Below are 25,755 nucleotides of genomic sequence, written 5' to 3' on the forward strand. Positions count from 1 at the left end.
CAGTTCTGCCATCAAAAAACCAGATTTTGCTGGTCGCACAGTAGCTAGAGGCAACCACCGTTTTTTAAATGCATGCTTACGCAAATCCTACCCGCTTTCTGTCGCTTGCCAGGCCGTTAACGCTGTGGTTTTTGATCGTCGGCCTGATATTAATCGCCGTTGGTTCTGGGTACGGGCTATTATATGCGCCTGCCGACCGGTTAATGGGCGATAGTGTTCGGATTCTTTATATTCATGTTCCGACTGTTTGGCTGGCTATGGGCGGTTGGACATCGATTGCGATTGCCAGCATTGTACAAATTGCGTGGCGGCACCCTTTGGCAGCAGTGGCTGCGCGCGCGGTCGCCATCCCTGGCGCTTTGTTTACCGCCCTGGGCCTGGTTACTGGATCAATCTGGGCGCGCCCTACTTGGGGCACTTGGTGGGTCTGGGACGGCCGCGTTACATCAGTGCTGGTGCTGTTTTTCCTTTACCTTGCCTATATCGCACTCGCAAATGCCAGCAGCGAAAAAGGCGGAGTATCGCGGGTAACTGCGATTTTCGGTATTGTGGGTGCGATTAATATTCCGATTATCAATCGCTCGGTCGTGTGGTGGAACAGCCTGCATCAACCGGCCAGTATTACGGTAGGTGGATCATCTATTGATAGCGCCTTTCTATGGCCGCTGATGGTAAATGTCATTGGATTCAGCCTGTTGTTCGGGGCAATCGTTCTGATGCGTATGCGCGCGATTTTGGCAGAAACCAAAGTCGAGGCGCGGCTGCGACGGATGGCGGCAGAATGAACCATTGGCCTTTTGTGATCGCTTCATATGCGATAGTGCTGCTCGGTACCGCTATTGTTATCGCGGGAAGCTATGCTGCTATGCGCAAGTCTGAAGCAAAGGCAAAACAATTGAGTAAACGCAAATGAAGGCGAAACATCAAAGACTGACACTGGCGGTATTAGCGCTGGTCGCGCTGGTTGGGGCAGGCTTGCTCGCTGCTTTCGCGCTACAAGATCGGGCTAACTATTTCTATACACCAGCAGACATTGTTGCGAAAAAACCCGAGGTTGGGCAAGCGATCCGCTTGGGCGGAATGGTCGAACAAGGTTCGATAAAACAAGAGGCGGACGGGGTGACAGTCAACTTTATCGTTCAAGACGGCACTGCACGTCAAGCCGTGACCTATAAGGGTATCACGCCTGATCTTTTCGTTGAAGGCTCGGGTGTTGTTGCTGATGGTAAATTGAACAGTGCCGGTCTGTTCGTCGCCGATAGCCTGCTTGCCAAACATGACGAGAATTACGTTCCGCGAGAGCTGGAAGGCATTGATATGACTGGCAATATGACGAAAACGGATACGCTAGTCGAATGATTGCAGAAGCAGGTCTTATTGCACTCTGGCTCGCCGCCAGCATGGCATTTTTGCAATTTGCAATTTGTGCCATCGGTCTGGTAAAAGGCCAAGAAGAATTTTTCACGGCGATCCGTCCCGTGGCCATTGCCCAGGGCGTGCTGGTCGCTTTATCCTTTCTTCTGCTGGTTTGGCTATTCGTGCGTTCTGACATGTCAGTGAAGCTCGTGGTCGCCAATAGCGTGGCGATCAAGCCGCTGATCTACAAGATTTCAGGTGCATGGGGCAATCATGAAGGGTCCATGCTGCTATGGATTGCAATCATGGGCGTTGCGGGCGCCTGTATCGGTATTTTTGAACGTAATCTGAAAACGAAGACGCTAGTGGCAACCTTGGGTGCTCAAGCGTTTATTAGCATAGGTTTCTATGCTTATTTGTTGATCGCATCCAATCCGTTCGAGCGAATTTTCCCGGTTCCGGCGGATGGGCAGGGGCTTAACCCGCTGCTGCAGGATATTGGCCTCGCTCTGCATCCACCGACGCTTTACGTCGGCTATGTTGGATTATCTATCGCCTTTTCTTTTGCGGTGGGCGCGATGATCACCCGCGATGTCGGGCCGGAATTTGCCAAAGCCATGCGACCTTGGGTACTTGGCGCATGGGTGTTCCTGACGCTGGGTATTACGGCTGGCAGTTATTGGGCCTATTACGAGCTTGGCTGGGGCGGCTGGTGGTTCTGGGACCCTGTCGAAAATGCTTCGCTGATGCCGTGGCTTGCCGCTACCGCTTTACTTCATTCAGTCACGGTTTTGGCTACCCGCGATGGTTTGCGGGCCTGGACCCTTATGCTTGCGGTTGTTGCTTTTTCGATGTCGATGATCGGTACTTTCCTGGTTCGATCCGGCGTTCTCACCAGTGTTCATGCGTTCGCGGTCGATCCCGAGCGCGGCAGTTTCATTCTCGCCTTACTTGCCCTCTATATCGGCGGCGCCATGGCTTTGTTTGCACTCCGCGTTGGCTCGGTCAAAGAAGGCTCCCAGTTTGAACCGGTTAGCCGGGAAGGGGCGCTGGTAGCCAACAATCTGCTACTATCTGCGATATTGGGTATCGTTTTTATCGGCACACTATACCCATTGTTTGTCGAAGGCATGAGCGACGAAATGATTTCGGTCGGTCCGCCTTATTTCAATCTCGCCACAGGCCCAATCGCATTGATCTTAGTGGCCATCATGGCGGCAGGCCCCTTGCTGCGCTGGCGGCGTGATAGCGCGAAAGCCTTGATGAACCGTATTTCTATCCCGGTCTTTTTGACCGCTGCGGCCTTGTTCGCATTGGTCTTGTTTACCACGTCAATGTCGGTCTTGTCCTTGCTCGGCCTCGCGCTCGCGGCTGGGATCGCGGTGGCAAGTTTTGCACCGTTATGGAAACGCAATTTGCGGCGCACACCTATGCATACTTATGGCATGATTATCGCCCATTTCGGCATTGCCGTTGCGTTGGTCGGGATGGCATCAGAAACCAGCTTTACCGAAGAAAAATTGGTCGCCGCAACGCCGGGCGATGAAATCATGGTCAACAAATGGAAGATCAAATTCGAGGCGATTGAGCCGGTGGCTGGTCCTAACTGGACAGCGCTGGAAGCACGCGTAACGGCGCAATATGAGAATGAAGCAATCCACGAGATTGCCCCACAAAACCGGATGTTTGCATCCGCTCAAATGCAGACGAGTGAAGCCGCCTTGCTGACCCGCTGGAACGGGCAACTCTATGTGGTGCTCGGTGATAGCGACGATCAAGGTCGCTGGCAGTTGCGCATTTGGTGGAAGCCTTTTGTGACGCTCATCTGGTATGGTGGTGTGCTTATTGCTTTGGGTGGTCTGCTGGCGATGATCGGCCGACTGCGTCGTGCAGGGCGCCAGAAAAAACAACGTGCCTATGCTGAGGCGATGATATGAACCGTTGGCTGCTCTGGGTTCCTCTTGTTGTATTCGGTATATTCTTCGCGGTAGTGGCAGCGGGCTTAATCCGCCCGAAGGATAACATAATCGAATCGAAAATGATCGGAAAACCGATCCCGGAATTTTCCCTACCAGCTGCGGTTGAACAGCGGCCCGCATTGTCAGTGGCCGATCTTGCGACCGGGAAGCCACAATTGCTCAATATTTTTGCAAGCTGGTGTGTGCCTTGTATTGCCGAAGCCCCGCAATTGCTGGAGCTTGAACGGGCAGGTGTACAGATTAACGGTATTGCCAGCCGCGACACGCCGCAGGACATTGCGAACTTTCTCAACCGTTGGGGTAATCCTTATGTCCGTATCGGAACGGATGTGCGCAGCGTCGTGCAATTAGAGCTTGGCTCATCCGGTGTCCCGGAAACATTTGTAATCGACGGCAACGGTATAATTGTACACCAGCATGTTGGTGATATCCGCAAGGAAGACGTTCCGGAACTGCTGGAGATACTGGAGAACGCCGGATGATCAGATTTTTCGTTCTGCTGGCATTTTTAGTGTCAGCTCCTGTTGCGGCCCAAAATGCGCTGCCGGCTTCTCCTTATGCGCATCAGCAGCTGGATGATCCCGTTCAAGAGGAAAAAGCGCGTTCCTTAATGGAGGAACTGCGCTGCCTGAAATGTCAGAGCCAGTCGATTGCCGATAGTGATGCCCCGATGGCAGGCGATATGCGCAGTCAGGTGCGGGAGCGCATTGCCGCTGGCGCAACCCCGAAGAGGTTCGCAGCTGGTTGATTGAGCGCTATGGCGACTGGGTGACTTATAACCCACCGGTCAATGCCGTGACAGGACCGCTGTGGATTGCGCCTATTGTGCTGTTGATTGTTGCTACATTGCTGGCGCGCGGGCTCTTCCGTCGGCGAAAAACCGACAAAAAGGACGCAAGCTGATGGGTTGGATCATATTGCTGGTCATGGTGCTCCTGCTTTTTGGCGTGCTTGTCTTTTTGGGTAAGCTGCCGCGGACTGCCTACGAACTGACCGGCGCGGCGCTTCTGTTCGGGGTTGCAGGTTATGCTTGGCAGGCCAATCCCGGAATGGCTGGTGTATCTGTCGAGCCGACCGAAAAAGCGAATAGCTTTGATGAGCGGAATATCGAATCCCGTCAAGAAATGGGCGAACGATTCGGTACGGCGCGACAATGGTTGGTATTTTCCGACGCCCTGAACCGCAGGGGTAAGCATGGCGCCGCAGCCAATTATTTGCGAAACGGCGTCAAAGAATACCCGAACAATCCCGATCTATGGGTTGGGTTAGGCAATGCCCTGGTTGTCCATGCCGACGGAGTGATCACTCCGGCCGCGCAATTTGCGTTTCAGAAGGCTGCTGATATTTCGCCCGAACATCCCGGTCCGCCGTTTTTTCTCGGCATGGCTTATGCGCAATCCGGCAAGATCGATCAGGCACGCGCAGTTTGGACCGAATTACTGGAGCGCAGCTCCGAAGATGCACCTTGGCGCAAGGATCTCGAGTCGCGTTTGGCCACCATGGAACAAATGCAACCATCGCTTCCAACCTCGGATAGTCCAGCTGCCGACAACTAAAATATAGCATTATCAGCTAGTTGATGGGCATATCTGTTGGTCTTGTTGCGTGCTATAGAGGCCCATGCTAGTCGCGCGCGCTTGTCAGGATGGAGGCGCGGGGCTTGCGCACCCATTTCGACCCAATCAGGGGACCGCCAACACGGCAACCAATGTCTGAATCGACGTCACAACCGAAACGGAAACGCAATCGCGTCATCCAACCTCATGGCTCACGCCAAGAGGGAAGCGCCATCGCAAAATTGGCCGCTGGAGCGATCGGTATTGTGTTTGGGGACATCGGAACAAGCCCGCTCTACGCCTTTCGCGAAACATTCGTTGGCGCCCATCCGCTAGAGCTGGATAAGCTCCATGTCCTAGGCGTAGTGAGCCTGATTTTCTGGTCGATGACGTTGGTAGTAGCGATCCAATATGTGACCATATTGATGCGCGCGGATAACAAGGGGCAGGGCGGCAGTCTGGCCGTTGTTGCTTTGCTATCTGGAGCGTTAAGACGATCAAAATTTGGCTGGGTGGCTATATTATTGGGCGTTTTTGCGACCTCGCTATTCTATGGCGACAGCATGATTACGCCGGCCATATCGGTTTTATCAGCCGTCGAAGGTCTGACGGTCGTAAACAGCGGCCTGCAGCCTATGGTTATTCCCATAGCCGTCGGATTACTGGTCTTTCTGTTCATGATTCAATCTCGTGGAACCGCCAAAATCGGAGCATTATTTGCGCCCATCATGTTTGTTTATTTTGTGGTCATAGCGATATTGGGACTGACCCAGATATTTCAGACACCGGAAATCTTGCTGGCGCTTAACCCTTGGTATGCTTTGCAATTCTTCCTGATCGACGGCTTTAAGGCTTTTCTCGCCTTGGGTTCCGTTGTGTTAGCGGTAACAGGTTCAGCGGCGTTGTTTGCGGATATGGGCCATTTTGGCCGCAAGCCAATGCGCATCGCCTGGTTTGGATTCGTTATGCCAGCCTTGCTTTGCAATTATTTCGGCCAAGGTGCGATGATCATCGGCATGGATGACGCCAGCGCAGCCGCTGCGATCCAGAACCCGTTTTTCTTGCTCGCTCCTGAAATGTTGCGCTTGCCGCTGGTGATCCTTGCCACGATGGCAACATTCATTGCCAGCCAAGCGGTGATATCTGGCGCGTTTTCGGTCACCCATCAGGCTATCCAGCTGGGCTTCATTCCGCGGTTGACGGTCAAGCATACCAGTGCATCGGAAGCAGGGCAGATCTATATTCCAGTGATCAACTGGACGATCATGATTGCTGTGCTGATCCTCGTTCTGACCTTCCAAAGTTCGAGTAGTCTCGCATCGGCTTATGGTATTGCGGTTACCGGCGCGATGCTGATCGATACTTGTTTGCTTGCCGTCTTAGTTTTCACCATGTGGAAATGGAAATGGTGGTATGCGGTTCCGCTGCTGGCATTGTTTTTCATCGTTGATGGGGCTTATTTTGCGGCAAACCTCACCAAGGTTCCGCAAGGCGGCTGGTTCCCGCTTATGGTTGGCGGCTTCGCCTTCCTGCTGCTGACCACTTGGGCCAAGGGTCGCAAGATCATGCGTGAAAATATGGCGGAGGCGGCCATGCCCATCGAAATTTTCACCAAGTCTGCCAAGAACAGCGCAACCCGTGTGCCGGGAACCGCGATTTTCATGGCGTCTAACTCCGTCGGCGTGCCGTCGGCGTTACTGCACAATATTAAGCATAACAAGATTATTCACGAACGCGTCGTCGTGCTCACCGTGAATATCGAAGACGTACCTTATGTCGAAATGGAAGACCGGATTGAGGTCAAGGATCTCGGCGATGGCTTCTATCGTCTGATCCTAAACTATGGCTTCATGCAGGAAACGGATGTTCCGGCGGCCCTTAAAAAGGTCAAGGAATGCGGCATGGACTTTGACATGATGACGACGAGCTTCTTCTTGTCGCGACAAACATTGCTGCCATCAGAAAAGCCGAAAATGATGATTTGGCGAGAAAAAATCTTTGCATGGATGCTGCGCAACGCCGCCACCGCAATGGAGTTTTTCAAGCTTCCGAGCAACCGTGTGGTTGAGCTTGGTAGCCAGATGGAAATCTGACGCTAGGCCTCACGTTCAAATATCAGTTTTGTCCACCAAATACCTGCGGCTTTATTGTTGGGTAGAATGGATTGAGATCGACCGTTATAAAGTGCAACAAGCTTATGTCGCGATGCCAATTCTATGGTCTCTTCAGCCGAAACGGCAAACATCCTTCTGCCTCGGGGGACAGGGCCATGCCTTAGTGAGATAAAGAGACGGGCAGCTTGGCTGAGCAAAGGAGCGACGGCACTCATCGCTTCCTCCCTCTGACCTTTGTCCAGATGCATCCAAACAGCATTCATCAATATGAAATCGAACCGCTCGTGCAAATGTCTCACTTTTTCTAGATCAGGTAAGCTATCATCTACCCATCTAATAGTTGGCGAGGGGTGCAAATGAATAGCGCCCTCACGCAACTCTTTCGTCGGTTCGGCGGCGAGGACCTCATGCCCCTTCTTATCGAACCACGCGGCATCTCTTCCTGTACCCGAACCAATATCCAATATTTTGCAGGGCTTTTCAGGGAAATAATCGATTGCTTCCGGATAACTTTCTTCAAACGAGAAATTCTCATATTGCTCCAAAAGAAATGAGGCTTGGCTCGCATAGCCTTCCGTACCGCTGACAATTTTGTTTTTCATGGGTAACAGTTTCTTGTGAAGCCCTGCATTTGTCCATCGTAAATTTATCTTAAGAAAGCGCAATATTTGGTGGCGCACAATCATATCGTGCACTAGATAGCGGGCATTCGATTCTTGTCTGGATATTGAGGACAAAGCCCATGCGTATAGCCATTGCTTCTGATCACGCAGCAATAGAAATGAAAGCCGCTTTAGTGGAGTGGCTCATTGAGGCTGGGCATGAGGTAAATGACCTGGGTCCCATGACGACTGATAGTGTGGATTATCCTGACTATGGTTATAAGCTCGCCTATGCTGTTGCATCTGGCGATGCCGAGCGCGGCGTAGCACTTTGCGGCTCCGGTATCGGCATATCCATGGCGGTCAATCGGAACCCGGCTTGTCGGTGCGCTCTGGTATCGGAAGGCCTTTCGGCGAAACTGTCCCGCGAGCATAATGACGCGAATGTCATCGCGATGGGCGCGCGATTGGTTGGGATCGAGATTGCCAAAGACTGCCTCGATAATTTCTTGAACACTGAATTTGGCGGAGACCGGCATCAACGCCGTGTTGATAAACTCTCTGCCCCCAAAAACTGAATAGCACACCGAAGGAGCACCATCATGAGTAATGTCGCAGATATACAGGATATCCGCCCTACCGGATTTTTCGATTTCTCGGTTGATGAGAGTGATCCAGCGATTGCTGATGCCATCAATGCGGAGATGTCGCGTCAGCAAAACCAGATTGAGCTGATCGCGTCTGAAAATATTGTGTCCAGGGCAGTGCTGCAGGCGCAAGGTTCGGTTTTCACCAACAAATATGCCGAAGGCTATCCCGGTCGCCGTTATTACCAAGGGTGCGCGCCTTCCGATGACGTTGAAACTCTGGCGATTGAACGCGCAAAAAAGTTATTTAATTGCGGATTTGCCAACGTCCAACCCCATTCAGGCGCTCAGGCCAATGGCGCGGTAATGCTGGCGCTGACCAAACCGGGCGACACGATCCTCGGTATGTCTCTCGACGCTGGTGGGCATTTGACCCACGGTGCGAAGCCGGCACAATCGGGCAAATGGTTTAACGCGGTTCAATATGGCGTGAACGATGACGATCATTTGATCAATTATGAAGAGGTCGCGGCGCTGGCCAAAGAACATCAGCCCAAACTAATCATCGCCGGTGGCTCTGCCTATCCACGCCAGATAGATTTTGCCAAGTTCCGTGAAATTGCTGATTCAGTCGGCGCGATTTTCATGGTCGATATGGCGCATTTCGCTGGCTTGGTCGCTGCTGGTTATCATCCGAGCCCGCTCGATCATGCTGATGTGGTGACGACTACGACGCACAAAACCTTGCGCGGTCCACGTGGCGGTATGGTGCTGACCAATGATGAGGCTATAGCGAAGAAGATTAACTCCGCTGTTTTTCCGGGCCTTCAAGGCGGTCCGTTGATGCACGTTATCGCAGCAAAAGCCGTGGCTTTTGGCGAAGCGCTGCGACCTGAATTTGCGAGCTATTCTGCTGCTGTTATCGAAAATGCAAAAATATTGGCCGCTCGCCTCAAAGAACGCGGAGCAAATCTCGTGGCTGGCGGAACAGATACCCATTTGGCGCTTATCGACCTTTCGCCGCTTGGTATTACCGGGCGCGACGCGGATGAAGCCCTCGAACGCGCGGGCATTACCTGCAACAAAAATAGTATCCCCAATGATCCGCAACCACCTATGAAAACGAGCGGCATTCGTGTCGGTTCACCAGCGGGCACGACACGGGGATTTGGCCCGGCCGAATTCCAGATGATCGGTGATATGATCGCGGACGTTCTGGATGGCCTGCGCGAAAAAGGGGAGGGCGGTGATCCCGCGGTTGAAGCCAATGTCCGTGAGCGGGTTGAAGCGCTTTGCGGCCGTTTCCCGATTTATCCAGAATAAGCGAACGAACCCCTTATGCGTTGCCCCTTTTGCGCCTTTGATGACAGCCAAGTAAAAGACAGTCGGCCAACCGAGGATGGGACCACCATCCGGCGGCGACGGCAATGTGAAGGTTGTGGTGCCCGGTTCACAACTTTTGAGCGGATTCAGCTTCGCGAAATTACAGTAGTGAAAAGCGAGGATCGGCGGGAGACATTTGATCGATCCAAAATTGATCTGTCAGTTTCGCTGGCTTGCCGGAAAAGAGGCATCGCTCAGGAGCAAATGGATCAACTCGTGTCGGGTATCCAACGTCAGTTGGAAACCAGCGGGGAGAATGAAATTCCCTCGAAACGTATTGGCGAGATGGTTATGGACGGCCTGAAGGGGCTCGATAGCGTAGCCTATATTCGGTTCGCATCAGTCTATAAAGACTTTACCGAGGCGAAGGATTTCGAAGAATTCGCCGGTAGCGTAAAGGATGTTGCGATTACCGACACCAGTGAGAAATGAGCACTGGAAAACCGATAATTGTTTTGGTCAAACCACAACTTGGCGAGAATATCGGCAAGGCGGCGCGGGCAATGTTAAATTTCGGTTTGACCGAGATGCGGATCGTTGATCCTCGTGACGGTTGGCCCAATCCTTCCGCTGGTCCGACGGCGGCAGGTGCCGATAGCGTGTTGGAAGAAGCGCAGGTCTTTGCAACCACAGCAGAGGCGGTCGCGGATTGTTCGCATGTTTATGCGACAACCGTACGCAAGCGCGGGATGACCAAAGAGGTGTTGACACCCGCCGAAGCCGCCGATGATATGGGGTCAGCTAGTGGAAAATGCGCGATATTATTTGGTCCTGAACGATCCGGTCTTGAAGTGGTCGATGTTGAGCTGTCACGCAAGATCATTACGGTACCAATCAATCCGAAATTCGGGTCCCTGAATCTTGCCCAGGCCGTTATATTAGTGGCTTACGAACTGTCCAAGATGGATACTATCGGGACCGTACAGCCGACGGTCGACAAGAAAAAGAAGGAACCGGCCCCGCAAATCGAACTCGATCGCTTTTACGAGCATTTGGAGCGCGCGTTAGAGGGGACCGGCTATTTCTTTCCACCGGACCGTGCACCAGCAACCAAGGTAACGCTGCGCAATATGATTACAAAGCCCGCATGGACGAATGAAGAAGTTCAGACATGGCGAGGGGTGATCAGCTCTCTGGAGAAGCCGTTTGTCAAAAAATGAATGTCGCGGCGCCTAGCTGCCTCTTATTTGATCCCATTTTTCCAACTCATAGCTGATCGATGTTTCTATCAGCATTTCCCAAATCGCAGCCATGGTCGGAACCGGAATACCGGCGGCGCTAGCAAGCTGTTTCACATTCTCGAGAACTTCGGCTTTCCGCTTTTCATCGCGTACTGCGGACTTTTCAGATTTTATCCTTGCAGCTGCATTCATGCATTGAAACCGGAGTTTGAGCAATGCGATGAGATCGGAATCGAGTCGATCGATCGTGTCACGAAGTTCGGACATTTCTCGAATTTTGGCGATAGAATCTTTGGAGTAAGGCATAATCGCGGCGTTAGTTGAGCGCGGACCAATTGTCGAGTGCAGGATAAGTTTTCATCTAGAATTTTTTTTTATACCTGTTAAAGTAAAGTGGGTTCTTATTACTGAGGAATTACTGTGCTTTCATTAATCATATCGATCGCCTTTGCTGGAGAAGTGTCTAATATTTCTACTGAAAAACAATCAGTTGATGAAGATAAGGTTGTTTGTCGTTCGGTTCAGAGGGTCGGATCGCGTATTCCGGAGCGTATCTGCCGGACAAAAAGAGAGTGGGCGGATATAAGGCGATCAAACGGTCAGCAGCTGCAGAACCAATCCAATTATAGTCGCGGCACACAGAATAGTAATTGAGACCATTCTGACTGGAAATATTGTCGTGGTCATTTTATCTGATTTGTGGCCTTGGAGTGTGCTTGACAGAGATGCATAATCTCGTCATAGGCCGCGACTTGCAATTGGCTCCGCACCCCGGTGAAGCGGTAGCCGCGTTAATCCAAGCGGATTTTCGGTGCATTCCGGGACGAATTGAAACAGCAAATTAGGAGTCATCCAATGACGAAGCGTACCAGCTCGAAATATAAACTTGACCGCCGTATGGGCGAAAATATTTGGGGCCGCCCCAAATCACCTGTCAATCGCCGCGACTATGGTCCCGGCCAGCACGGTCAACGCCGCAAAGGCAAGCTTTCCGACTACGGCATTCAACTGCGCGCCAAGCAGAAGCTGAAAGGCTATTATGGCGACGTGACCGAAAAGCAATTTAAGCGCGCTTATAAAGAAGCATCGAGCATGAAAGGCGATACCAGCCAGAACCTGATCGGTTTGCTGGAGCAGCGTCTGGATATGGTCGTTTACCGCGCCAAATTCACACCGACGATTTTTGCGGCCCGTCAGCTCGTCAGCCACGGTCATATTCGTGTGAACGGCGTAAAATGTAACGTTGCTTCGCGCAAAGTGCAGCCTGGCGATATCGTATCGCTGAGCGACAAGGCCAAAGAAATGCTGCTGGTTATCGAAGCACAGAGCCTTCCAGAGCGCGACATTCCAGAATATGTCACGCCAGATGGCACCGATAAAGTCACCTATGTTCGCGTACCGACGCTGGACGAAGTGCCTTATCCGGTGACAATGGAACCCAACCTAGTCGTCGAGTTTTACTCACGCTAATTGACTTAACAGAACATTTCAAAAAGGCGGTCTTTCGAGACCGCCTTTTTTATTTGTGGCATTGGCAAAGGCTTGCGCCAGATTAAGGACACTGCCAGTAACGAAAATAGAAATCAGTTTGATGATTAAATTTGGATGAGGATCTGGAATGCAAAAGAAATGGCTCTCACTTGCGCTGATACCGGCGTTGGCACTTGCTAGTTGCGTAAAAGTAGATGACGCAAATAATGCAGAAAATCTTGCGGCGTTACCAGAAGTTGCTGCGCCGGAATTGTCGCTGGATACGATGCGGGACATTACGAAAGAGCTGTCTCTCGACTCTTATGAGGGCCGTGCTCCTGGAACCGTTGGCGAGGAAAAAACCCTCGCGTTGCTCACCAAAGAATTTGCCGAAGCAGGCATAGAACCGGGCAATGGCGACAGTTGGTTTCAGGATGTGCCGCTTGTCGAGATTGCTGCCAAAAATGTGTCTGACTTATCCATCAAGGGTGGGACAGGAGACATGAGTTTTCAATATGGTCCCGAAATGGTGATCACATCCTATCAGGAACAGGCGAAGATCGATGTCACAGACAGCGAAATGGTCTTTGTAGGCTACGGTATCAACGCGCCCGAGCGGGAATGGAACGATTATGAAGGCGTTGATGTCAAAGGCAAAACTGTCGTCATTCTTGTAAATGATCCAGATTTCGGAACAGAAAGCCTCGAAGGCGAATTTGGTGGCCGGGCGATGACCTATTATGGCCGCTGGACTTACAAATATGAAGAAGCAGCGCGTCAGGGTGCGGCCGCCGCACTGATTATTCATGACACTGCTCCTGCTGCTTATGGCTGGAATGTTGTCGAATCTAGTTGGAGCGGGCCGCAATTTTATGCGCAGTCAGCAAATGGCGGTTCTAATCAAACAAAAGCCAATGGCTGGGTTCAGAAGGATGTGGCAGCGAAGATTTTCGCTAGCGCCGGTCAGGATCTGGACGCGATGATGACAGCTGCTAAAGATAAAGCCTTTAAGGCGGTTCCATTAGGCGTGACCGCGTCAATGTCCTTTGAAAATGACATTAGTAAGATGAACAGCAAAAATGTCATCGGCATGATCAAGGGCAAAACCCGGCCTGATGAATATGTACTCTATACCGCGCATTGGGATCATCTCGGCCGTTGTAAGCCGGCACCCGATGGTGATGATATTTGCAACGGTGCCGTCGATAATGCGACCGGAACCGCGGCCTTGGTTGCTCTCGCCGAAGCGCATATGAAGGCCGGCGCGCCAGATCGCAGCATTATTTTCCTAGCCGTAACAGCAGAAGAATCCGGTCTGCTTGGTTCCAAATATTATGCAGAAAATCCAGTTTATCCACTCAACAAAACGGTGGGCGGCGTAAATATGGATGCATTTGGCATGGCTGGCGCAGCAAAGAATGTTGTGGTGGTTGGTAAAGGCAAATCCCAGCTGGATCGCTATCTGGAAGGGGCGCTGCAAGCTGATGGCCGCGTTGCCGAAGCCGAACCGACACCGGAAAAAGGCTTTTACTATCGCTCCGATCACTTCAGCTTCGCTAAACTTGGCGTGCCGATGATCTATTTCGAAGGCGGTGAAGACCTTGTTGATGGTGGCCGTGCAGCCGGAGAGGCGATCAGTCAGGACTATACTGAGAACCGTTACCACGGGCCAAAGGACGAATTTAATCCGGACTGGAACTGGGACGGCGTCATGAGCGATCTGAAAGTCTATTATACGGTCGCACGGATGCTGGCGATGACGGAAGATTGGCCGAACTGGAATGATGGCGATGAATTTCGTGATATTCGCGACAAAAGCCGCGCTGAAAGCTAATCGATAGCGCTTCGGATTGACGATGAGGTGGCCAGCCGAATGGGAGCCGCATGAAGCGGTCTGGATTGGTTTTCCTGGTAACCCAAAGGAATGGCCTGAGAAATTGGCGGACGCGCAGCAGGAAGTTGCGGCTTTTGCTAACGCCATCTGCGATCATGGCAATGGCGAGCGGACCATAATTGTTTGCAGGGATCACGGAGACGGCGACCGGGCATCTGAGCTTGTCGATAATCACGTCGAAATTTTCATAGAGCCCTTTGGGGATATCTGGCTGCGCGATACAGGGCCAATCATAACGGTTAATGATCATCGGAAGGCACGTGATTTCCGCTTCAATGGTTGGGGGCGCAAATTTGACATGGCGGGCGATCAGGACATCGGTCAACGCCTTGCTGCGCTGATCGATATACCTACCATCTCGCACGATTGGGTTTTGGAAGGCGGCGCTATTGATGGGGATGGTGCTGGCTATCTCGTCACAACTGAACAATGCGTGCTCAATCCCAATCGCAACAAAGATATGTCGAAGGATCAGGTAAGCAAAAATCTAAAGGATGCCCTGAATATCGAGAATATATGTTGGATGGGTGATGGTTTGATCGCTGATCATACCGATGGTCATATCGACAATCTTGCGCGGTTTGTGGCGGAGGGTAAAGTCGCAATTCCGAAAGCTGATAGCGAGGATGATCCCAATAGCGCGATATTTGAAGATGCGGCGCACCGCGCAGCGGCTGCCGGTCTTGAAGTCGTTCGCATTCCATCTGTTGGAAAATATGAGGTAGAAGGAAGCATAGCACCAGCAAGCTATATGAATTTCTATGTCGGCAATATAGTGGTCGTTGTGCCGCAATTTGGAGTACCAGCAGATGATGCTGCAGTTGTCGCAATCGCCGAGTTATTTTCGGACCGAAAGGCAGTGGGCCTGTCCAGCAGGGCGTTGCTTCGTGGCGGTGGGAGCTTCCACTGTATCTCTCAGCAAATTCCGCAACTTTGATTTTTTCCAACATCTGCCGGTTTCAAGCGAACTATGTTTGAGGGGAACAAAATGCTAATCCCTGTTTCGAGATTTTTGGGGATAGATAATGGCTGACGGAATTTTGAGCGTGTTGAGTACTCTCACTTATATCTTGGTTTTCCTGCTCGGCCTCGGCATTGCAGTTGTGGCGATTTTGTTCATCGTAGACGTGACGCAAAAGCAGGACGCAGTGCGTCGGAACTATCCTGTCATCGGTCGTTTCCGCCATTTGTTCAGCAGTCTCGGGGAATTTTTCAGGCAGTATTTTTTCGCCATGGATCGCGAAGAAATGCCGTTTAATCGTGCTGAACGGGAATGGGTTAACCGAGCAGCAAAAGGTACCGGCAACACAATTGCTTTTGGTTCTACGAAAAACCTTGATCCGGCTGGAACACCGATTTTCGTCAATTGTCCGTTTCCAACTCTGGAAAAAGATGCTGCCGATACCGCAACATGCACATTGGGGCCTTTTTGCGAAAATCCGTTTGAAGCCAAATCACTATTCAATATTTCCGCGATGAGTTTCGGCGCGCTGTCTGTCCCTGCCGTGCGAGCTTTGTCTCATGGAGCGAAAATGGCGGGATGCTGGATGAATACCGGGGAAGGCGGTCTGTCGGCTTATCATCTGGAAGGGGGCTGCGACATTGTCTTTCAAATTGGCACAGCCAAATATGGCGTGCGGAACGATGATGGTAGCCTGAATGATGACAAGCTGCGCGCCATTGCTGATCACGAGCAAGTCCGCATGTTTGAGATTAAAATGTCTCAAGGCGCAAAGCCGGGTAAGGGCGGTATCTTGCCTGCGGAAAAAGTGACGGACATAATTGCACAGGTGCGCGGCATAGAGAAAGGTCAGGCATCGATCTCACCCAATCGCCACCCTGAAATCAACAGTGTTGGTGACATGCTTGATTTTATCGCACATGTACGTGCAGTCACCGGAAAGCCTACCGGCATTAAAGCGGTGGTCGGCTCTTATGGCTGGCTGATCGAGCTTTGCGAAGAAATTCATCGCCGGGGTATCGAAAGCGCGCCTGATTTCTTCACGCTGGATGGCGGAGACGGCGGGACTGGCGCCGCACCAATGCCATTGATGGACAATGTCGGATTACAGCTCGATGAAAGCTTACCGATGTTGTCTGACATATTGCACCAATATGGTCTGCGTGAGCGGGTACGGATCATCGCTTCGGGCAAACGGATTACCCCCGTCGATGTCGCTTGGGCAATCTGTGCCGGGGCTGACTTTATCAACAGCGCCCGTGGTTTCATGTTTTCTCTCGGGTGTATTCAATCGCTGAAATGTAACAAGAATACCTGCCCGACAGGGATCACAACACATAATCCGAGGCTTCAACGGGGTCTGGATCCATCGGACAAGAAAGTGAAAGTCGCAAACTATTGCAAAAACCTGGTTCATGAAGTGGAAGTGATCGCTCATAGCTGCGGTGTTGATGAACCCCGCCAATTGGGCCGCAAGCATGTCCGCATCGTACAGGATAGCGGTAAGTCGATACCGCTAGATGAAATCTACCCCCGGCCAGAGGTTTTGAAGCATTTCAAGATAATAGAAGACATCTCTGGATAAACTGCTTTGCATGACCGTGCAGGTCATTTATGTTCATTTTCGGAGAGAGGTTCCCCAATTGAAAGGCCTGTATAGATGACGAAGAAGCTTATATTCGCTGGTTTCGCGACTGCACTATTAGCAACGGCGGCGGTTCCTGCACTGGCGGAACAAAATGAAAAAGATGGCGCTATGCACAGGGATGCTGCGCTAACAGCTGTGATCAATCATGAGCGGCGCAAGGATGACAAGGTGCGCGATGTCTATCGCAATCCCGCAGAGACTCTGGCATTTTTTCAGGTAAAGCCTACGCATACTGTCGCAGAATATGGCCCTGGCGGCGGATGGTACACGCGGATTTTGTTGCCCTATATTAGTGCTAACGGAAAATATGTAGCGGTTAATGGCAACAGCGATAGCATAGATTTTTCCAGTCGCGCGCGTGAAGGGCGCTCAAAAAGCTGGCCCGAACGCTTCCCGGATGTCGCATCGGAGTGGACAGGTGTTTCTCCCGACAAAATTGCTGCTTATGAAAGCGATGAAGTGCCGGAGGAGCTCAAAGGAAAAATTGACCGGGTTTTGATATTTCGTTCGATGCACGGGATGCTCAACGGTGCGCGTTCTGATTCTGAATTACAGTCGCTCCGCGAAATTCTGGCTGATGACGGCATGATTGGTATCGTCCAGCATCGTGCCAATGCAGATGCGTCTTATGCGATGTCAAAGGGAACCAAAGGCTATTTGAAACAAGATTCGGTTGTGGCGCTTTTTGAGTTAAATGGTTTTGAATTGGTTGATTCATCGGAAATAAATGCCAATCCCAAGGATACCAAAGATTATGAGAAGGGTGTTTGGACCTTGCCGCCCGTTCTGACGAACAAGGATGAGAACAGGGCGAAATATCAAGCCATAGGCGAATCTGACCGGATGACTTTGCTGTTCAAAAAACGACCTTAGTATTTGCAGGTTGGGTGAGTGTAACCCTCTCCGGCAATTGAAGAACTATTGCATGAAAGGAACGACAATGAAGAAGACGTTGATTATCATGGGAGGTTTGACCGCATTGGCGGTTACAGCCGCTACGCCCGTTGCCGCGAAACATCATGCAAAGGACGGAGCGCATAGCGAAAGCAATTTGCGCATGATCATTACCAATGAGCGCCGCGCGGAAGATAGTGTGCGTGATAAATATCGCCATCCAGCCGAAACAATTAGCTTTTTTGGCATAGAACCCAATCATACAGTGGTGGAATATGTGCCCGGCGGTGGCTGGTATTCCCGGATTTTGGCGCCTTATGTTGCGGATAAGGGCAAGTTTATCGGCCTGACTTTCGCGCCCGATCCTTTGCCTTTTGGGGATGAAGCCAAAGAGCGTATTCGGAATTTCCCGACGAAATTTCCCAATGACGTGGCCGAATGGACCGGCATGCCAGCAACGAAATTTGCAGCATACACTACCGATAAAGTTCCGGAGGAAGTGAATGGAACCGCAGATTTCGTGGTCATTCCGCGCATGATGCACAATTTGATGCGCTGGAACTTGGCGGACAGTGAAATCAAAGTGATGCGCAATATGCTGAAAGATGGCGGCATGGTGGGGATCATCCAACACCGCGCAAAAGACGGTACGCCATTCAGCTATGCCGATGGCAACAAAGGCTATTTGCGTACAGATACGGTTGTCAAATTTATGGAGGCGCATGGCTTTGAATTGGTCAACCAGGCAGAGATAAATGCCAATCCGAAAGATACAGCGGACTATCCTAAAGGTGTTTGGACGTTGCCACCGCGCTATGCTGAAGGTGATGTGGAGAAAGCAAAATATACTGCAATCGGCGAATCTGATCGGATGACCTTGCTGTTCAAAAAACGCCGTGATCACTTGCTAAGCCATGGGTGAATTCGCGGTCCGGGCCATCGTATCGGGAGTGATCGTCGCTATCGTAGCGATCATCGCTCGGCGCTATCCAGCCATGGGCGCGCTTGTGGCCTCGCTACCGCTTATTTCGATTTTAGCGATGATCTGGCTGTGGCGGGATACTGGCGATACGCAATTGCTGGCGGGGCATGTCGAAGCAACATTCTTTTATGTCATTCCCAGCTTGCCGATGTTCCTTCTGATCCCGATGATGTTGCGGCAGGGAATAGATTTTTGGGTGTCGCTGTTCGCCGGCATATTGTTGACAATACTGCTATATCTCGCGACAATTCCGATTGCGGCGCGTTTCGGTATCAAGCTATGACGGCGGTATGACAAAAGAGATCTCCGTTGCAGCGCTGCAACTTTCATTGACCGGCAGCGACGTGGAAAACATACAAGCCGTCAGCGATCATGTTGCCAAGGCGGCGGAGCAGGGCGCACAAATCATATTGCCTCCGGAACTTTTTGCGGGACCTTATTTCTGCAAGACCGAAGATGAAGCGCTGTTCGCGCTGGCCAATCCCACGCACGAAAGCGCCTCGGTTCAGGCGATGCAAAAACTCGCAAAGCAGTTAAAGGTCGCAATCCCCACCAGCTTTTTCGAACGGGACGGCCAGCATTATTATAACAGCATCGCGATGATTGGCCCGCAGGGTGACGTCATGGGCGTCTATCGTAAAAGTCATATCCCCGATGGTCCGGGCTATGAGGAGAAATTCTATTTCCGTCCCGGCAATAGCGGCTTCAAAGTCTGGGACGTATTTGGAACGACCATCGGTGTCGGTATATGCTGGGACCAATGGTATCCCGAAACCGCGCGGGCGATGGCGTTGATGGGCGCAGAAATCTTGTTTTATCCGACCGCCATTGGTTCAGAGCCCTATGACGCAGACCTCGACACCAGCCCGATGTGGCGGCGCGCGATGCAAGGTCACGCGGTGAGCAACTGCATGCCGGTGATCGCCAGCAATCGTATCGGCGAGGAAGACGGGCAGGTTTTTTACGGGCACAGTTTCATTGCCAATGAATGGGGTGATTTGGTGCTGGAATATGGCGCGGAAGAGAGCGGTGTACTGGTCTCTACTTTCGACCTCGAAAAGGCCCGAAAGCACCGTGCCGGAATGGGATTTTTCCGTGACCGCAGGCCAGAGCTTTATGGGCGGTTGATCGAGGATGTCTGATGACTGGGGCTATGGTCGTTGGATAGCTGGCTTTGCCGATTCTTCGCTTTCACCATATTTGGATCACAAACCTTGGGCGCTAACCGCAAATTGCGAAGCAGTTGTTATTGAGATGATCGACGGGCTTTCGGGAGATTTTGCGATTGTTGGTGATATCGCGATCGCAAAGTCCGCAACTGTCGAGGACGGTGCTATAATAAAAGGCCCTGCGATCATTGGTCCCCGATCCTTTATTGCCAGTGGAGCATATATCAGGGACGGGTGTTGGATGCAGGCCGACAACATTATTGGTCCGGGATGTGAGCTCAAATCATCATTCCTTTTTGAGCACGCAAAGTTAGCTCATCTTAGTTTTGTCGGAGATACCGTCATGGGGCGGGCAGTCAATATCGAAGCCGGAGCAATGATTGCAAATTTCCGTAATGAAATGATCGATCCGAAAATCGTGATAAAGCACGAAGGCAAAACGATTGATACCGGCAGGACTAAATTTGGAGCATTGGTTGGTGACGACTGCCGAATTGGTGCCAATGCCGTGATCGCTCCCGGAGCGCTTCTTGAGCGAAACACAATTGTGGAGCGTCTCAGTTTGGTGGATCAATCGCTCTAAAGCCTGACGCCATTTCAAACACAGCCTCGAACATTTCCGCCGTCAATCTTTTAGTATTCACATTATATCGGCTGCAATGATAGCTATCGATTAGGACGCGCCCATCGGGCAACCTATGTTCCACGCCATGTCCGAATTTATATTCTGCCAACCTGCCACCTGTCATTCGGATCACGCTGTCATGAGCGATTTTCCCAAGGGCGAGTAAAACCCGTAAGTTAGGCAGGGCGTCCAATGCCTTGACCATAAAAGGGCGGCAATTGTTGATCTCGGCGCCATTGGGTTTGTTCTCTGGCGGTAGGCATTTGACAGCATTAAGGATAATCGTGCCTTTCAATGTAACGCCATCATCAATGCTGGATTGAAACTTACCCTTTGAAAGTCCTGCCCTGTCGAGCGTAGCGAAGAGCAGATCGCCGGATGCATCACCGGTGAATGGGCGACCGGTCCGGTTTGCACCTTCCCTTCCGGGGGCAAGGCCGACAATTGCGAGCCAGGCATCGGGATCGCCGAAGGCCGGAACCGGGGCGTTCCACCAGTCAGGATGCTCTTTGCGGAGCGATTGGCGCAAACCAACCAATCGCGGACAACGGCGGCAGTTTTTCGGGGCCTCGGCAAAAGGAAGGGGGCTATGATCGCTCATAACCCCCGCCTAAAAACATTTGGACATGACGTCCAGTAAAGGCCTGGAAAATTGGCCTTTAACAATCAGTCTTTCAATTCTGCTGGTACGATACCGCCATTGGCCGCTATTTCTGACATCACGCGCTTGTGCAAAGCGATATTGTCTTCTGCTGACCCGCTATAGCTGGCGTTGCCCAATTCTTGGGCCAGTGCTTTGCGGTTTTCATAGCTCGCATCAATCTGGACCAGTTTCATCAGGTCAACAATAGACGTGCGCCAGTTCAGCTTGTCTGAGCCTGGGATATTGTCGAGGCGTGCTGCGACGTCCACTTCGGTGATGGCTGCACGTTGGGCCGGGGCCGCTTCAGCGGCTGGCGCTGCTGCCGGTTCGGCTGCCTTCGCTTCACCACCGAAAATCGCGTTTTTGATTTTTCCAAATATACTCATGCTTTGCTCCTCTTTAGCTGTGGGGCGTGTGAGTCTGCCCTTGCTTCCTTTCTTCGGTGTTACGTCGAGCGGAGTCAAATACCGGATGGCCTTTTTTTGCTACTCAGAGCTGCTCATGAGTGTAAACAATCGTAAACCTTTCATATCTGCCGTTTTGAGCATGAAAATCTGTTAGAGTGGAGAACCGAACACTAGAATCGATAGCAAGCCCTGCGGGGGTAAAGGAGACGGGTGATGAGTATTTTGGAGATATTGCAGCAATCGGGTGGCATTGAAACAATGGCACGCGAATTGGGTGTGAATGAGAGCGTCGCGCAAGCCGGAACCGCGGCTCTGCTGCCTTCCATTTTGGGCGGATTTAAAAAAACTACACAGGCACAACCCAGTGGTTTGGACGGACTGGGTGGTCTTTTAGGACAGCTGGGCGGCGGCGGACTGCTCGACAGCGTGTTGGGTTCGCAACCTACGCCAGTGAACCAAGGCAATGAAATTCTTGGCCAGATATTCGGATCAAAAGAAGTCAGCCGTACGGTTGCCGCTGGCGCAGAACAACAGACCGGCATCAGCAGTGACTTGCTCAAAAAGATGCTGCCCATAGTTGCAATGATGGTCGCTGGTTACATGGCGAAACAGGGTGGCGATGAGTCCGGTAGTGGCGGCGGCATCGGTGGTCTAATCGGCGGATTGCTTGGCGGCGGCTCAAAAGCATCTTCTGGCGGTATCGGCGGATTGGCATCGCTGCTTGATCTTGATGGCGATGGTAACCCGCTTGATGACATTATCGGAATGGCCGGCAAGCTGACACGTTAAAATAATAAACGAAAGAGATGATCGATGGGACTTTTGGATAGCGCACTGGGCATGTTGCCCGACAACGTGAACCTAGACAGCTTGGCCGAAAAGGTAGGTATGTCAGCTGACGAGCTGAAATCCGGCGGTGAAGCCCTTTTTGCGAAACTGCAGGATGGCAGTGTGGACAAAGCGACTGCCATTAAAGAAGCAGCCGCTGAGGCAGGTGTTGACGCCGATAAACTTAAGGGCCTTATGCCTGCTATGGCCGAAAAAGCCGGCCTGGATGGCGAAGGCGGCCTGATGGAGAAACTCGGCGGTGAAGACGGTCTACTTAGCAAAGTTGGTGGCTTCCTGGACCGTGATGGCGACGGCAATCCGATCAACGACATCACCGATATGGCCAAGGGCTTTTTTAAGAAATAGATCCCGCCGCTGCTGATAAATTAAGTCAGTTCTTCCGGTATTTCTTCGAGTATTAAAATACCATTGGCGACGTCGATAATTCTCGCAGAGGATCCTTTTGCCAGTGCAGGACCTCTGGCTGACCATTCGCTGTCACCGACTTTGACGCGGCCAGATGTTGCATTGATCGGTTTGACGACGGTTACCGTCATGCCGATTAACCGTGCGGCACGATCATTCAAAAGCGGGTCTTCGCTTTTCACCACATGAGTCAGATACCAACGGCGACCCAAAAATACTGAAGCGAGTGATAGCAGGCCGAATAAAGTGAACTGACCAGCAACCGTGATATCGATGAACATGGCGACAAACCCGGTAATGGCCGCCGCAGCAGCGAGCCAGATCAGGAACACGCCGGGCACCAATATTTCCCCAATGCCGAGCAGCAGCGCAATTATCAGCCAATGATAATGCGATTCCAGCCCCATGATCTGTTCGATGATATCCATGTCTAGTCGCCTTGTTGTTCAAACGGGCCTTTGCGGCGTGGCGGTGGAGGCGTAATGGCGCCGCCATTTTCACCCAGCGCCTCTTTGGCCAGTTCACCGATACCGCCCAATGTGCCGATGAGCTGTGTCGCCTCGACCGGGAATAATATGGTTTTTGCGTTGGGAGAAGTTGCGAACTTCTCGACCGCTTTGACGTAATCCTGCGCGACGAAATAGTTTACTGCTTGCGCATTGCCGTCAGCAATGGCTTTGGAGACCATTTGGGTGGCTTTGGCTTCGGCTTCGGCTTCACGCTCGCGGGCTTCTGCATCCCGGAAAGCAGCCTCGCGGCGACCTTCTGCCTGCAAAATTTGCCCTTGTTTTTCACCTTCTGAACGAAGGATTTCGGAAGCGCGAGCACCTTCGGCATCCAGAATATTGGCCCGTTTCTCGCGCTCTGCTTTCATTTGCCGCGCCATGGCGTTGATTATATCCTGTGGTGGGCGAATATCTTTAATTTCCACACGAGTAATTTTCAGGCCCCATGGCGTGGTCGCATCATCTATGACGGTCAGCAGGCGCCCGTTAATCTCATCACGCTTGGATAGTGTCTCATCCAGGTCCATCGAGCCCATCACGGTCCGCAAGTTGGTGGTCACAAGGTTGAGAATAGCATTATAAAGATCATTCACTTCATAGGCAGCCTTCGGCGCATCCAATACCTGAAAGAAAACCACGCCATCGGTAGAGATCATCGCGTTATCTTTGGTGATGATTTCCTGACCCGGAATGTCCAGCACCTGCTCCATCATGTTGACCTTACGGCCGACGCGATAGAAAAACGCGGGAAAGAAGTTAAAGCCGGGCTTGGCGATGCTGGTGAAACGACCAAAATACTCAATCGTATATTGATAGCCTTGGCGAACAATCTTGATGCTCGCGCCAAGATATATGATCACCAAAAGGAAAAAGAAAAATGCTGCCGTGAGTTCCATCTGCTACGCCTTCCAACTTTATGTCCGAATATCATTGATTATTTGCGGTATAATGCCAAGAAAAAAGCGAATATTTCGCTCTGAAACAAGGTTACCATTTTCTATGCGTTTTACCATTTGTGCTGTTGTATCTTTGCTCTTTTCGTCCGCAGTGCACGCTGAAGAAATTTCGGAAGCTGATTTACTGAACCATATCAAGATATTGGCCAGTGACGATTTTGGCGGGCGCAAACCCGGAACGGCGGGTGAAAATAAGACTGTCAATTATATCGCGACAGAATGGCAGAAGGCGGGTCTGGTTCCCGCAACGGGGTCACCATCATGGTATTCACCCGTTGCCCTGGTAGAGCGGACCCCGCTGAAGCAAACGGTCGAATTGAAATATTCTGACGGCAAAAAGACGAAAACCGTTCGGATTGATGAGGATCAAATCATCCTGCGCGGTGCGATGCCGTTTGCCAATCTGACCAACGTGCCGGTTGTCCATGTCGGTTATGGCAACTTATCGGTATCGGAAATGAAACCCGCGGTTTCTGGCAAAATTGCTCTGGTGAACCGTTCTTCGCTGCCAGGCGCAACTGATTTCCCGGCTTATAGCGTGCGCAAAGCCAATGTGATTGCAGCCGGTGCCGCGGGAGTGGTTACGGTGATTGGCAGTCAATCGCGCTTTAACCGCTTTGCCCGCCGGTTCGGCACCGAACGTACTGGTTTAGACCAGCCGGAGCAACATGCGGATGTTGAGGGAATTATCAGCGCTGCTGCTGCGGATAAGTTGCTTAGCAAAGCCCAGATAGATCCCAAGCAATTAGGTGAAGATGCAAAGTCCAAGACTTTTGGACCGATAGCCACAGGCATCTCTGCCAATCTATCCATAGTAACGCAGGTCCGGCGCTTTGTGTCCCACAATGTGATCGGCAAGCTTCCCGGCCGCAAACCGGCCAATGGAGCGGTTCTGTTCTTGGGACATTGGGACCATCTTGGCGAATGTCGCGGGGAAGGTGAGGCCGACCGCATTTGCAATGGTGCGGTGGATAACGCCAGCGGGATTGCATTGTTGATCGAGACTGCCAAACGGTTGAACGCAGATCGGCTTGATCGGACCATCTATTTTCTTGCGACGACAGCTGAAGAGAGCGGGTTACTGGGTGCAAAAGCGTTTGTAGCGGAATCAACTTTTCCGCTGGATAAGTTAGTCGCGGTATTCAACGTCGACACCATAGCGTTGACGCCAAACGGCAAAAAAATCGCGGTTGTCGGGCGCGGGAAAACTGCAATTGATGATGATATCGAGAAGGTTGCAAAGGCGGAGGGCCGTGAAATTGATACCAGCGACAAAGCCAATGCCTTTGTCCGGCGGCAGGACGGTTATGTATTTCTGGAAAAAAATATCCCTACGCTAATGATTACGAGCGCTTTTGCTGATCAAGAACTATTAAATGCCTATCTCAACGGGCGCTATCATGATGCCGACGATGAGGTCGATGACCAGTTGCAATTGGGCGGCGCGGCTGATGATTCCAATTTCCATGTCGCATTGGGGCGGTATTTCGGCAGCCTTGAGAGCTATCCGACAAGTTCCGTACCGAATAATACTGGCGAATAATATGATTACTGATTACATGGGCCGCCACAGAATCAAATTCGACAG

At 51.6% G+C, this 25,755-nt stretch carries 28 protein-coding genes and 1 pseudogene; 23 read left to right on the forward strand and 6 right to left on the reverse strand.

Annotation, left to right across the window (positions count from 1 at the left end; genetic code table 11):
- The first annotated feature begins 68 nt into the window (after nucleotides 1–68).
- The 7 genes and pseudogenes from ccmC (at nucleotide 69) to J4G78_RS17490 (ending at nucleotide 6,984) form a co-directional block, all read left to right on the forward strand.
- Nucleotides 69–785 carry a heme ABC transporter permease CcmC gene (ccmC, locus tag J4G78_RS17460; RefSeq protein WP_207987764.1) on the forward strand — a complete coding sequence of 239 codons (717 nt, stop codon included), beginning with the start codon at nucleotides 69–71 and terminating at the stop codon, nucleotides 783–785.
- Between the two features lie 124 nt (nucleotides 786–909).
- Nucleotides 910–1,359, forward strand: a complete 450-nt coding sequence (gene ccmE / locus J4G78_RS17465) for a cytochrome c maturation protein CcmE (RefSeq protein ID WP_207987765.1) — start codon at nucleotides 910–912, stop codon at nucleotides 1,357–1,359.
- Nucleotides 1,356–3,293 carry a heme lyase CcmF/NrfE family subunit gene (locus tag J4G78_RS17470; protein WP_207987766.1) on the forward strand — a complete coding sequence of 646 codons (1,938 nt, stop codon included), beginning with the start codon at nucleotides 1,356–1,358 and terminating at the stop codon, nucleotides 3,291–3,293. Before ccmE ends, J4G78_RS17470 begins: the two co-directional genes overlap by 4 nt.
- A complete protein-coding gene (locus J4G78_RS17475) occupies nucleotides 3,290–3,817 on the forward strand; it encodes a DsbE family thiol:disulfide interchange protein (RefSeq protein ID WP_207987767.1) in 528 nt (175 codons plus the stop codon). Before J4G78_RS17470 ends, J4G78_RS17475 begins: the two co-directional genes overlap by 4 nt.
- Nucleotides 3,814–4,238, forward strand: a pseudogene (locus tag J4G78_RS17480) (cytochrome c-type biogenesis protein). Before J4G78_RS17475 ends, J4G78_RS17480 begins: the two are co-directional and overlap by 4 nt.
- Nucleotides 4,238–4,891 carry a tetratricopeptide repeat protein gene (locus J4G78_RS17485; RefSeq protein ID WP_207987768.1) on the forward strand — a complete coding sequence of 218 codons (654 nt, stop codon included), beginning with the start codon at nucleotides 4,238–4,240 and terminating at the stop codon, nucleotides 4,889–4,891. Before J4G78_RS17480 ends, J4G78_RS17485 begins: the two are co-directional and overlap by 1 nt.
- A 152-nt stretch (nucleotides 4,892–5,043) precedes the next feature.
- The gene (locus J4G78_RS17490) at nucleotides 5,044–6,984 is read left to right on the forward strand and encodes a potassium transporter Kup (RefSeq protein ID WP_207987769.1); all 1,941 of its coding nucleotides are present in this window, start codon (nucleotides 5,044–5,046) and stop codon (nucleotides 6,982–6,984) included.
- A 2-nt stretch (nucleotides 6,985–6,986) separates the two neighbouring features.
- On the opposite strand, the gene J4G78_RS17495 is transcribed toward J4G78_RS17490, so the two are convergent.
- Nucleotides 6,987–7,607, reverse strand: coding sequence for a class I SAM-dependent methyltransferase (locus J4G78_RS17495; RefSeq protein WP_207987770.1), 621 nt, complete (start codon nucleotides 7,605–7,607; stop codon nucleotides 6,987–6,989).
- Between the two features lie 140 nt (nucleotides 7,608–7,747).
- On the opposite strand from J4G78_RS17495, the gene rpiB reads away from it, so the two are divergent.
- The 4 genes from rpiB to J4G78_RS17515 are packed head-to-tail and all read left to right on the forward strand — an operon-like array spanning nucleotide 7,748 to nucleotide 10,737.
- On the forward strand, nucleotides 7,748–8,185 hold the full coding sequence (rpiB, locus tag J4G78_RS17500; protein WP_207987771.1) for a ribose 5-phosphate isomerase B: 438 nt from the start codon (nucleotides 7,748–7,750) through the stop codon (nucleotides 8,183–8,185).
- Between the two features lie 24 nt (nucleotides 8,186–8,209).
- Complete coding sequence (gene glyA, locus J4G78_RS17505) at nucleotides 8,210–9,517, forward strand: serine hydroxymethyltransferase (RefSeq protein WP_207987772.1); 1,308 nt, start codon at nucleotides 8,210–8,212, stop codon at nucleotides 9,515–9,517.
- 15 nt (nucleotides 9,518–9,532) lie between these two features.
- Nucleotides 9,533–10,009, forward strand: a complete 477-nt coding sequence (nrdR, locus tag J4G78_RS17510; RefSeq protein ID WP_207987773.1) for a transcriptional regulator NrdR — start codon at nucleotides 9,533–9,535, stop codon at nucleotides 10,007–10,009.
- Entirely contained in the window at nucleotides 10,006–10,737 is a 732-nt protein-coding gene (locus J4G78_RS17515; protein WP_207987774.1) for an RNA methyltransferase, read from the forward strand. Before nrdR ends, J4G78_RS17515 begins: the two co-directional genes overlap by 4 nt.
- Before the next feature lie 12 nt (nucleotides 10,738–10,749).
- Here J4G78_RS17515 and J4G78_RS17520 read toward each other — a convergent pair whose 3' ends face one another.
- Nucleotides 10,750–11,064 carry a chorismate mutase gene (locus tag J4G78_RS17520; RefSeq protein WP_207987775.1) on the reverse strand — a complete coding sequence of 105 codons (315 nt, stop codon included), beginning with the start codon at nucleotides 11,062–11,064 and terminating at the stop codon, nucleotides 10,750–10,752.
- Nucleotides 11,065–11,613: 549 nt separating this feature from the next.
- Here J4G78_RS17520 and rpsD point away from each other — a divergent pair.
- From rpsD to J4G78_RS18245, 9 genes are all read left to right on the forward strand, one after another.
- Nucleotides 11,614–12,228: a 30S ribosomal protein S4 gene (rpsD, locus tag J4G78_RS17525; RefSeq protein ID WP_207987776.1), complete on the forward strand. Its 615-nt coding sequence runs from the start codon at nucleotides 11,614–11,616 to the stop codon at nucleotides 12,226–12,228.
- Between the two features lie 148 nt (nucleotides 12,229–12,376).
- A complete protein-coding gene (locus J4G78_RS17530) occupies nucleotides 12,377–14,062 on the forward strand; it encodes a M28 family metallopeptidase (protein ID WP_207987777.1) in 1,686 nt (561 codons plus the stop codon).
- Between the two features lie 16 nt (nucleotides 14,063–14,078).
- On the forward strand, nucleotides 14,079–15,059 hold the full coding sequence (locus J4G78_RS17535; protein WP_207987778.1) for an agmatine deiminase family protein: 981 nt from the start codon (nucleotides 14,079–14,081) through the stop codon (nucleotides 15,057–15,059).
- Nucleotides 15,060–15,147: 88 nt separating this feature from the next.
- Nucleotides 15,148–16,668 (forward strand): FMN-binding glutamate synthase family protein, encoded by a 1,521-nt coding sequence (locus J4G78_RS17540; protein ID WP_207987779.1) that lies wholly within the window; start codon nucleotides 15,148–15,150, stop codon nucleotides 16,666–16,668.
- A gap of 75 nt (nucleotides 16,669–16,743) precedes the next feature.
- A complete protein-coding gene (locus J4G78_RS17545; protein WP_207987780.1) occupies nucleotides 16,744–17,604 on the forward strand; it encodes a class I SAM-dependent methyltransferase in 861 nt (286 codons plus the stop codon).
- A 67-nt stretch (nucleotides 17,605–17,671) separates the two neighbouring features.
- The gene (locus tag J4G78_RS17550) at nucleotides 17,672–18,547 is read left to right on the forward strand and encodes a class I SAM-dependent methyltransferase (protein ID WP_207987781.1); all 876 of its coding nucleotides are present in this window, start codon (nucleotides 17,672–17,674) and stop codon (nucleotides 18,545–18,547) included.
- Nucleotides 18,540–18,890, forward strand: coding sequence for a DUF3147 family protein (locus J4G78_RS17555; RefSeq protein WP_207987782.1), 351 nt, complete (start codon nucleotides 18,540–18,542; stop codon nucleotides 18,888–18,890). The genes J4G78_RS17550 and J4G78_RS17555 overlap by 8 nt, the downstream gene beginning before the upstream one ends.
- A gap of 7 nt (nucleotides 18,891–18,897) precedes the next feature.
- Nucleotides 18,898–19,749 (forward strand): N-carbamoylputrescine amidase, encoded by an 852-nt coding sequence (aguB, locus tag J4G78_RS17560; protein WP_207987783.1) that lies wholly within the window; start codon nucleotides 18,898–18,900, stop codon nucleotides 19,747–19,749.
- A 268-nt stretch (nucleotides 19,750–20,017) separates the two neighbouring features.
- Nucleotides 20,018–20,359 carry an LbetaH domain-containing protein gene (locus tag J4G78_RS18245; RefSeq protein ID WP_243457344.1) on the forward strand — a complete coding sequence of 114 codons (342 nt, stop codon included), beginning with the start codon at nucleotides 20,018–20,020 and terminating at the stop codon, nucleotides 20,357–20,359.
- On the opposite strand, the gene J4G78_RS17570 is transcribed toward J4G78_RS18245, so the two are convergent.
- Both J4G78_RS17570 and J4G78_RS17575 read right to left on the reverse strand, forming a co-directional pair.
- Nucleotides 20,334–21,002: a uracil-DNA glycosylase gene (locus tag J4G78_RS17570; protein WP_207987785.1), complete on the reverse strand. Its 669-nt coding sequence runs from the start codon at nucleotides 21,000–21,002 to the stop codon at nucleotides 20,334–20,336. The two genes, J4G78_RS18245 and J4G78_RS17570, sit on opposite strands and share 26 nt — an antisense overlap.
- Before the next feature lie 65 nt (nucleotides 21,003–21,067).
- Nucleotides 21,068–21,430, reverse strand: a complete 363-nt coding sequence (locus J4G78_RS17575) for a DUF3597 domain-containing protein (protein ID WP_207987786.1) — start codon at nucleotides 21,428–21,430, stop codon at nucleotides 21,068–21,070.
- A gap of 234 nt (nucleotides 21,431–21,664) precedes the next feature.
- On the opposite strand from J4G78_RS17575, the gene J4G78_RS17580 reads away from it, so the two are divergent.
- Together J4G78_RS17580 and J4G78_RS17585 are read left to right on the forward strand one after the other, a co-directional pair.
- Entirely contained in the window at nucleotides 21,665–22,240 is a 576-nt protein-coding gene (locus tag J4G78_RS17580) for a DUF937 domain-containing protein (RefSeq protein ID WP_207987787.1), read from the forward strand.
- A gap of 24 nt (nucleotides 22,241–22,264) precedes the next feature.
- The gene (locus tag J4G78_RS17585) at nucleotides 22,265–22,645 is read left to right on the forward strand and encodes a hypothetical protein (RefSeq protein WP_207987788.1); all 381 of its coding nucleotides are present in this window, start codon (nucleotides 22,265–22,267) and stop codon (nucleotides 22,643–22,645) included.
- 20 nt (nucleotides 22,646–22,665) lie between these two features.
- Here J4G78_RS17585 and J4G78_RS17590 read toward each other — a convergent pair whose 3' ends face one another.
- Nucleotides 22,666–23,133: an NfeD family protein gene (locus tag J4G78_RS17590; protein ID WP_243457148.1), complete on the reverse strand. Its 468-nt coding sequence runs from the start codon at nucleotides 23,131–23,133 to the stop codon at nucleotides 22,666–22,668.
- A 2-nt stretch (nucleotides 23,134–23,135) separates the two neighbouring features.
- Nucleotides 23,136–24,107 (reverse strand): SPFH domain-containing protein, encoded by a 972-nt coding sequence (locus J4G78_RS17595; RefSeq protein WP_207987789.1) that lies wholly within the window; start codon nucleotides 24,105–24,107, stop codon nucleotides 23,136–23,138.
- 103 nt (nucleotides 24,108–24,210) lie between these two features.
- Here J4G78_RS17595 and J4G78_RS17600 point away from each other — a divergent pair, with 103 nt between their 5' ends.
- On the forward strand, nucleotides 24,211–25,710 hold the full coding sequence (locus J4G78_RS17600; protein WP_207987790.1) for a M20/M25/M40 family metallo-hydrolase: 1,500 nt from the start codon (nucleotides 24,211–24,213) through the stop codon (nucleotides 25,708–25,710).
- Nucleotides 25,711–25,755: the final 45 nt, after the last annotated feature.

Origin of the sequence: Parasphingorhabdus cellanae, assembly GCF_017498565.1 — a bacterium.
In the GTDB taxonomy this organism is placed as follows: domain Bacteria; phylum Pseudomonadota; class Alphaproteobacteria; order Sphingomonadales; family Sphingomonadaceae; genus Parasphingorhabdus; species Parasphingorhabdus cellanae.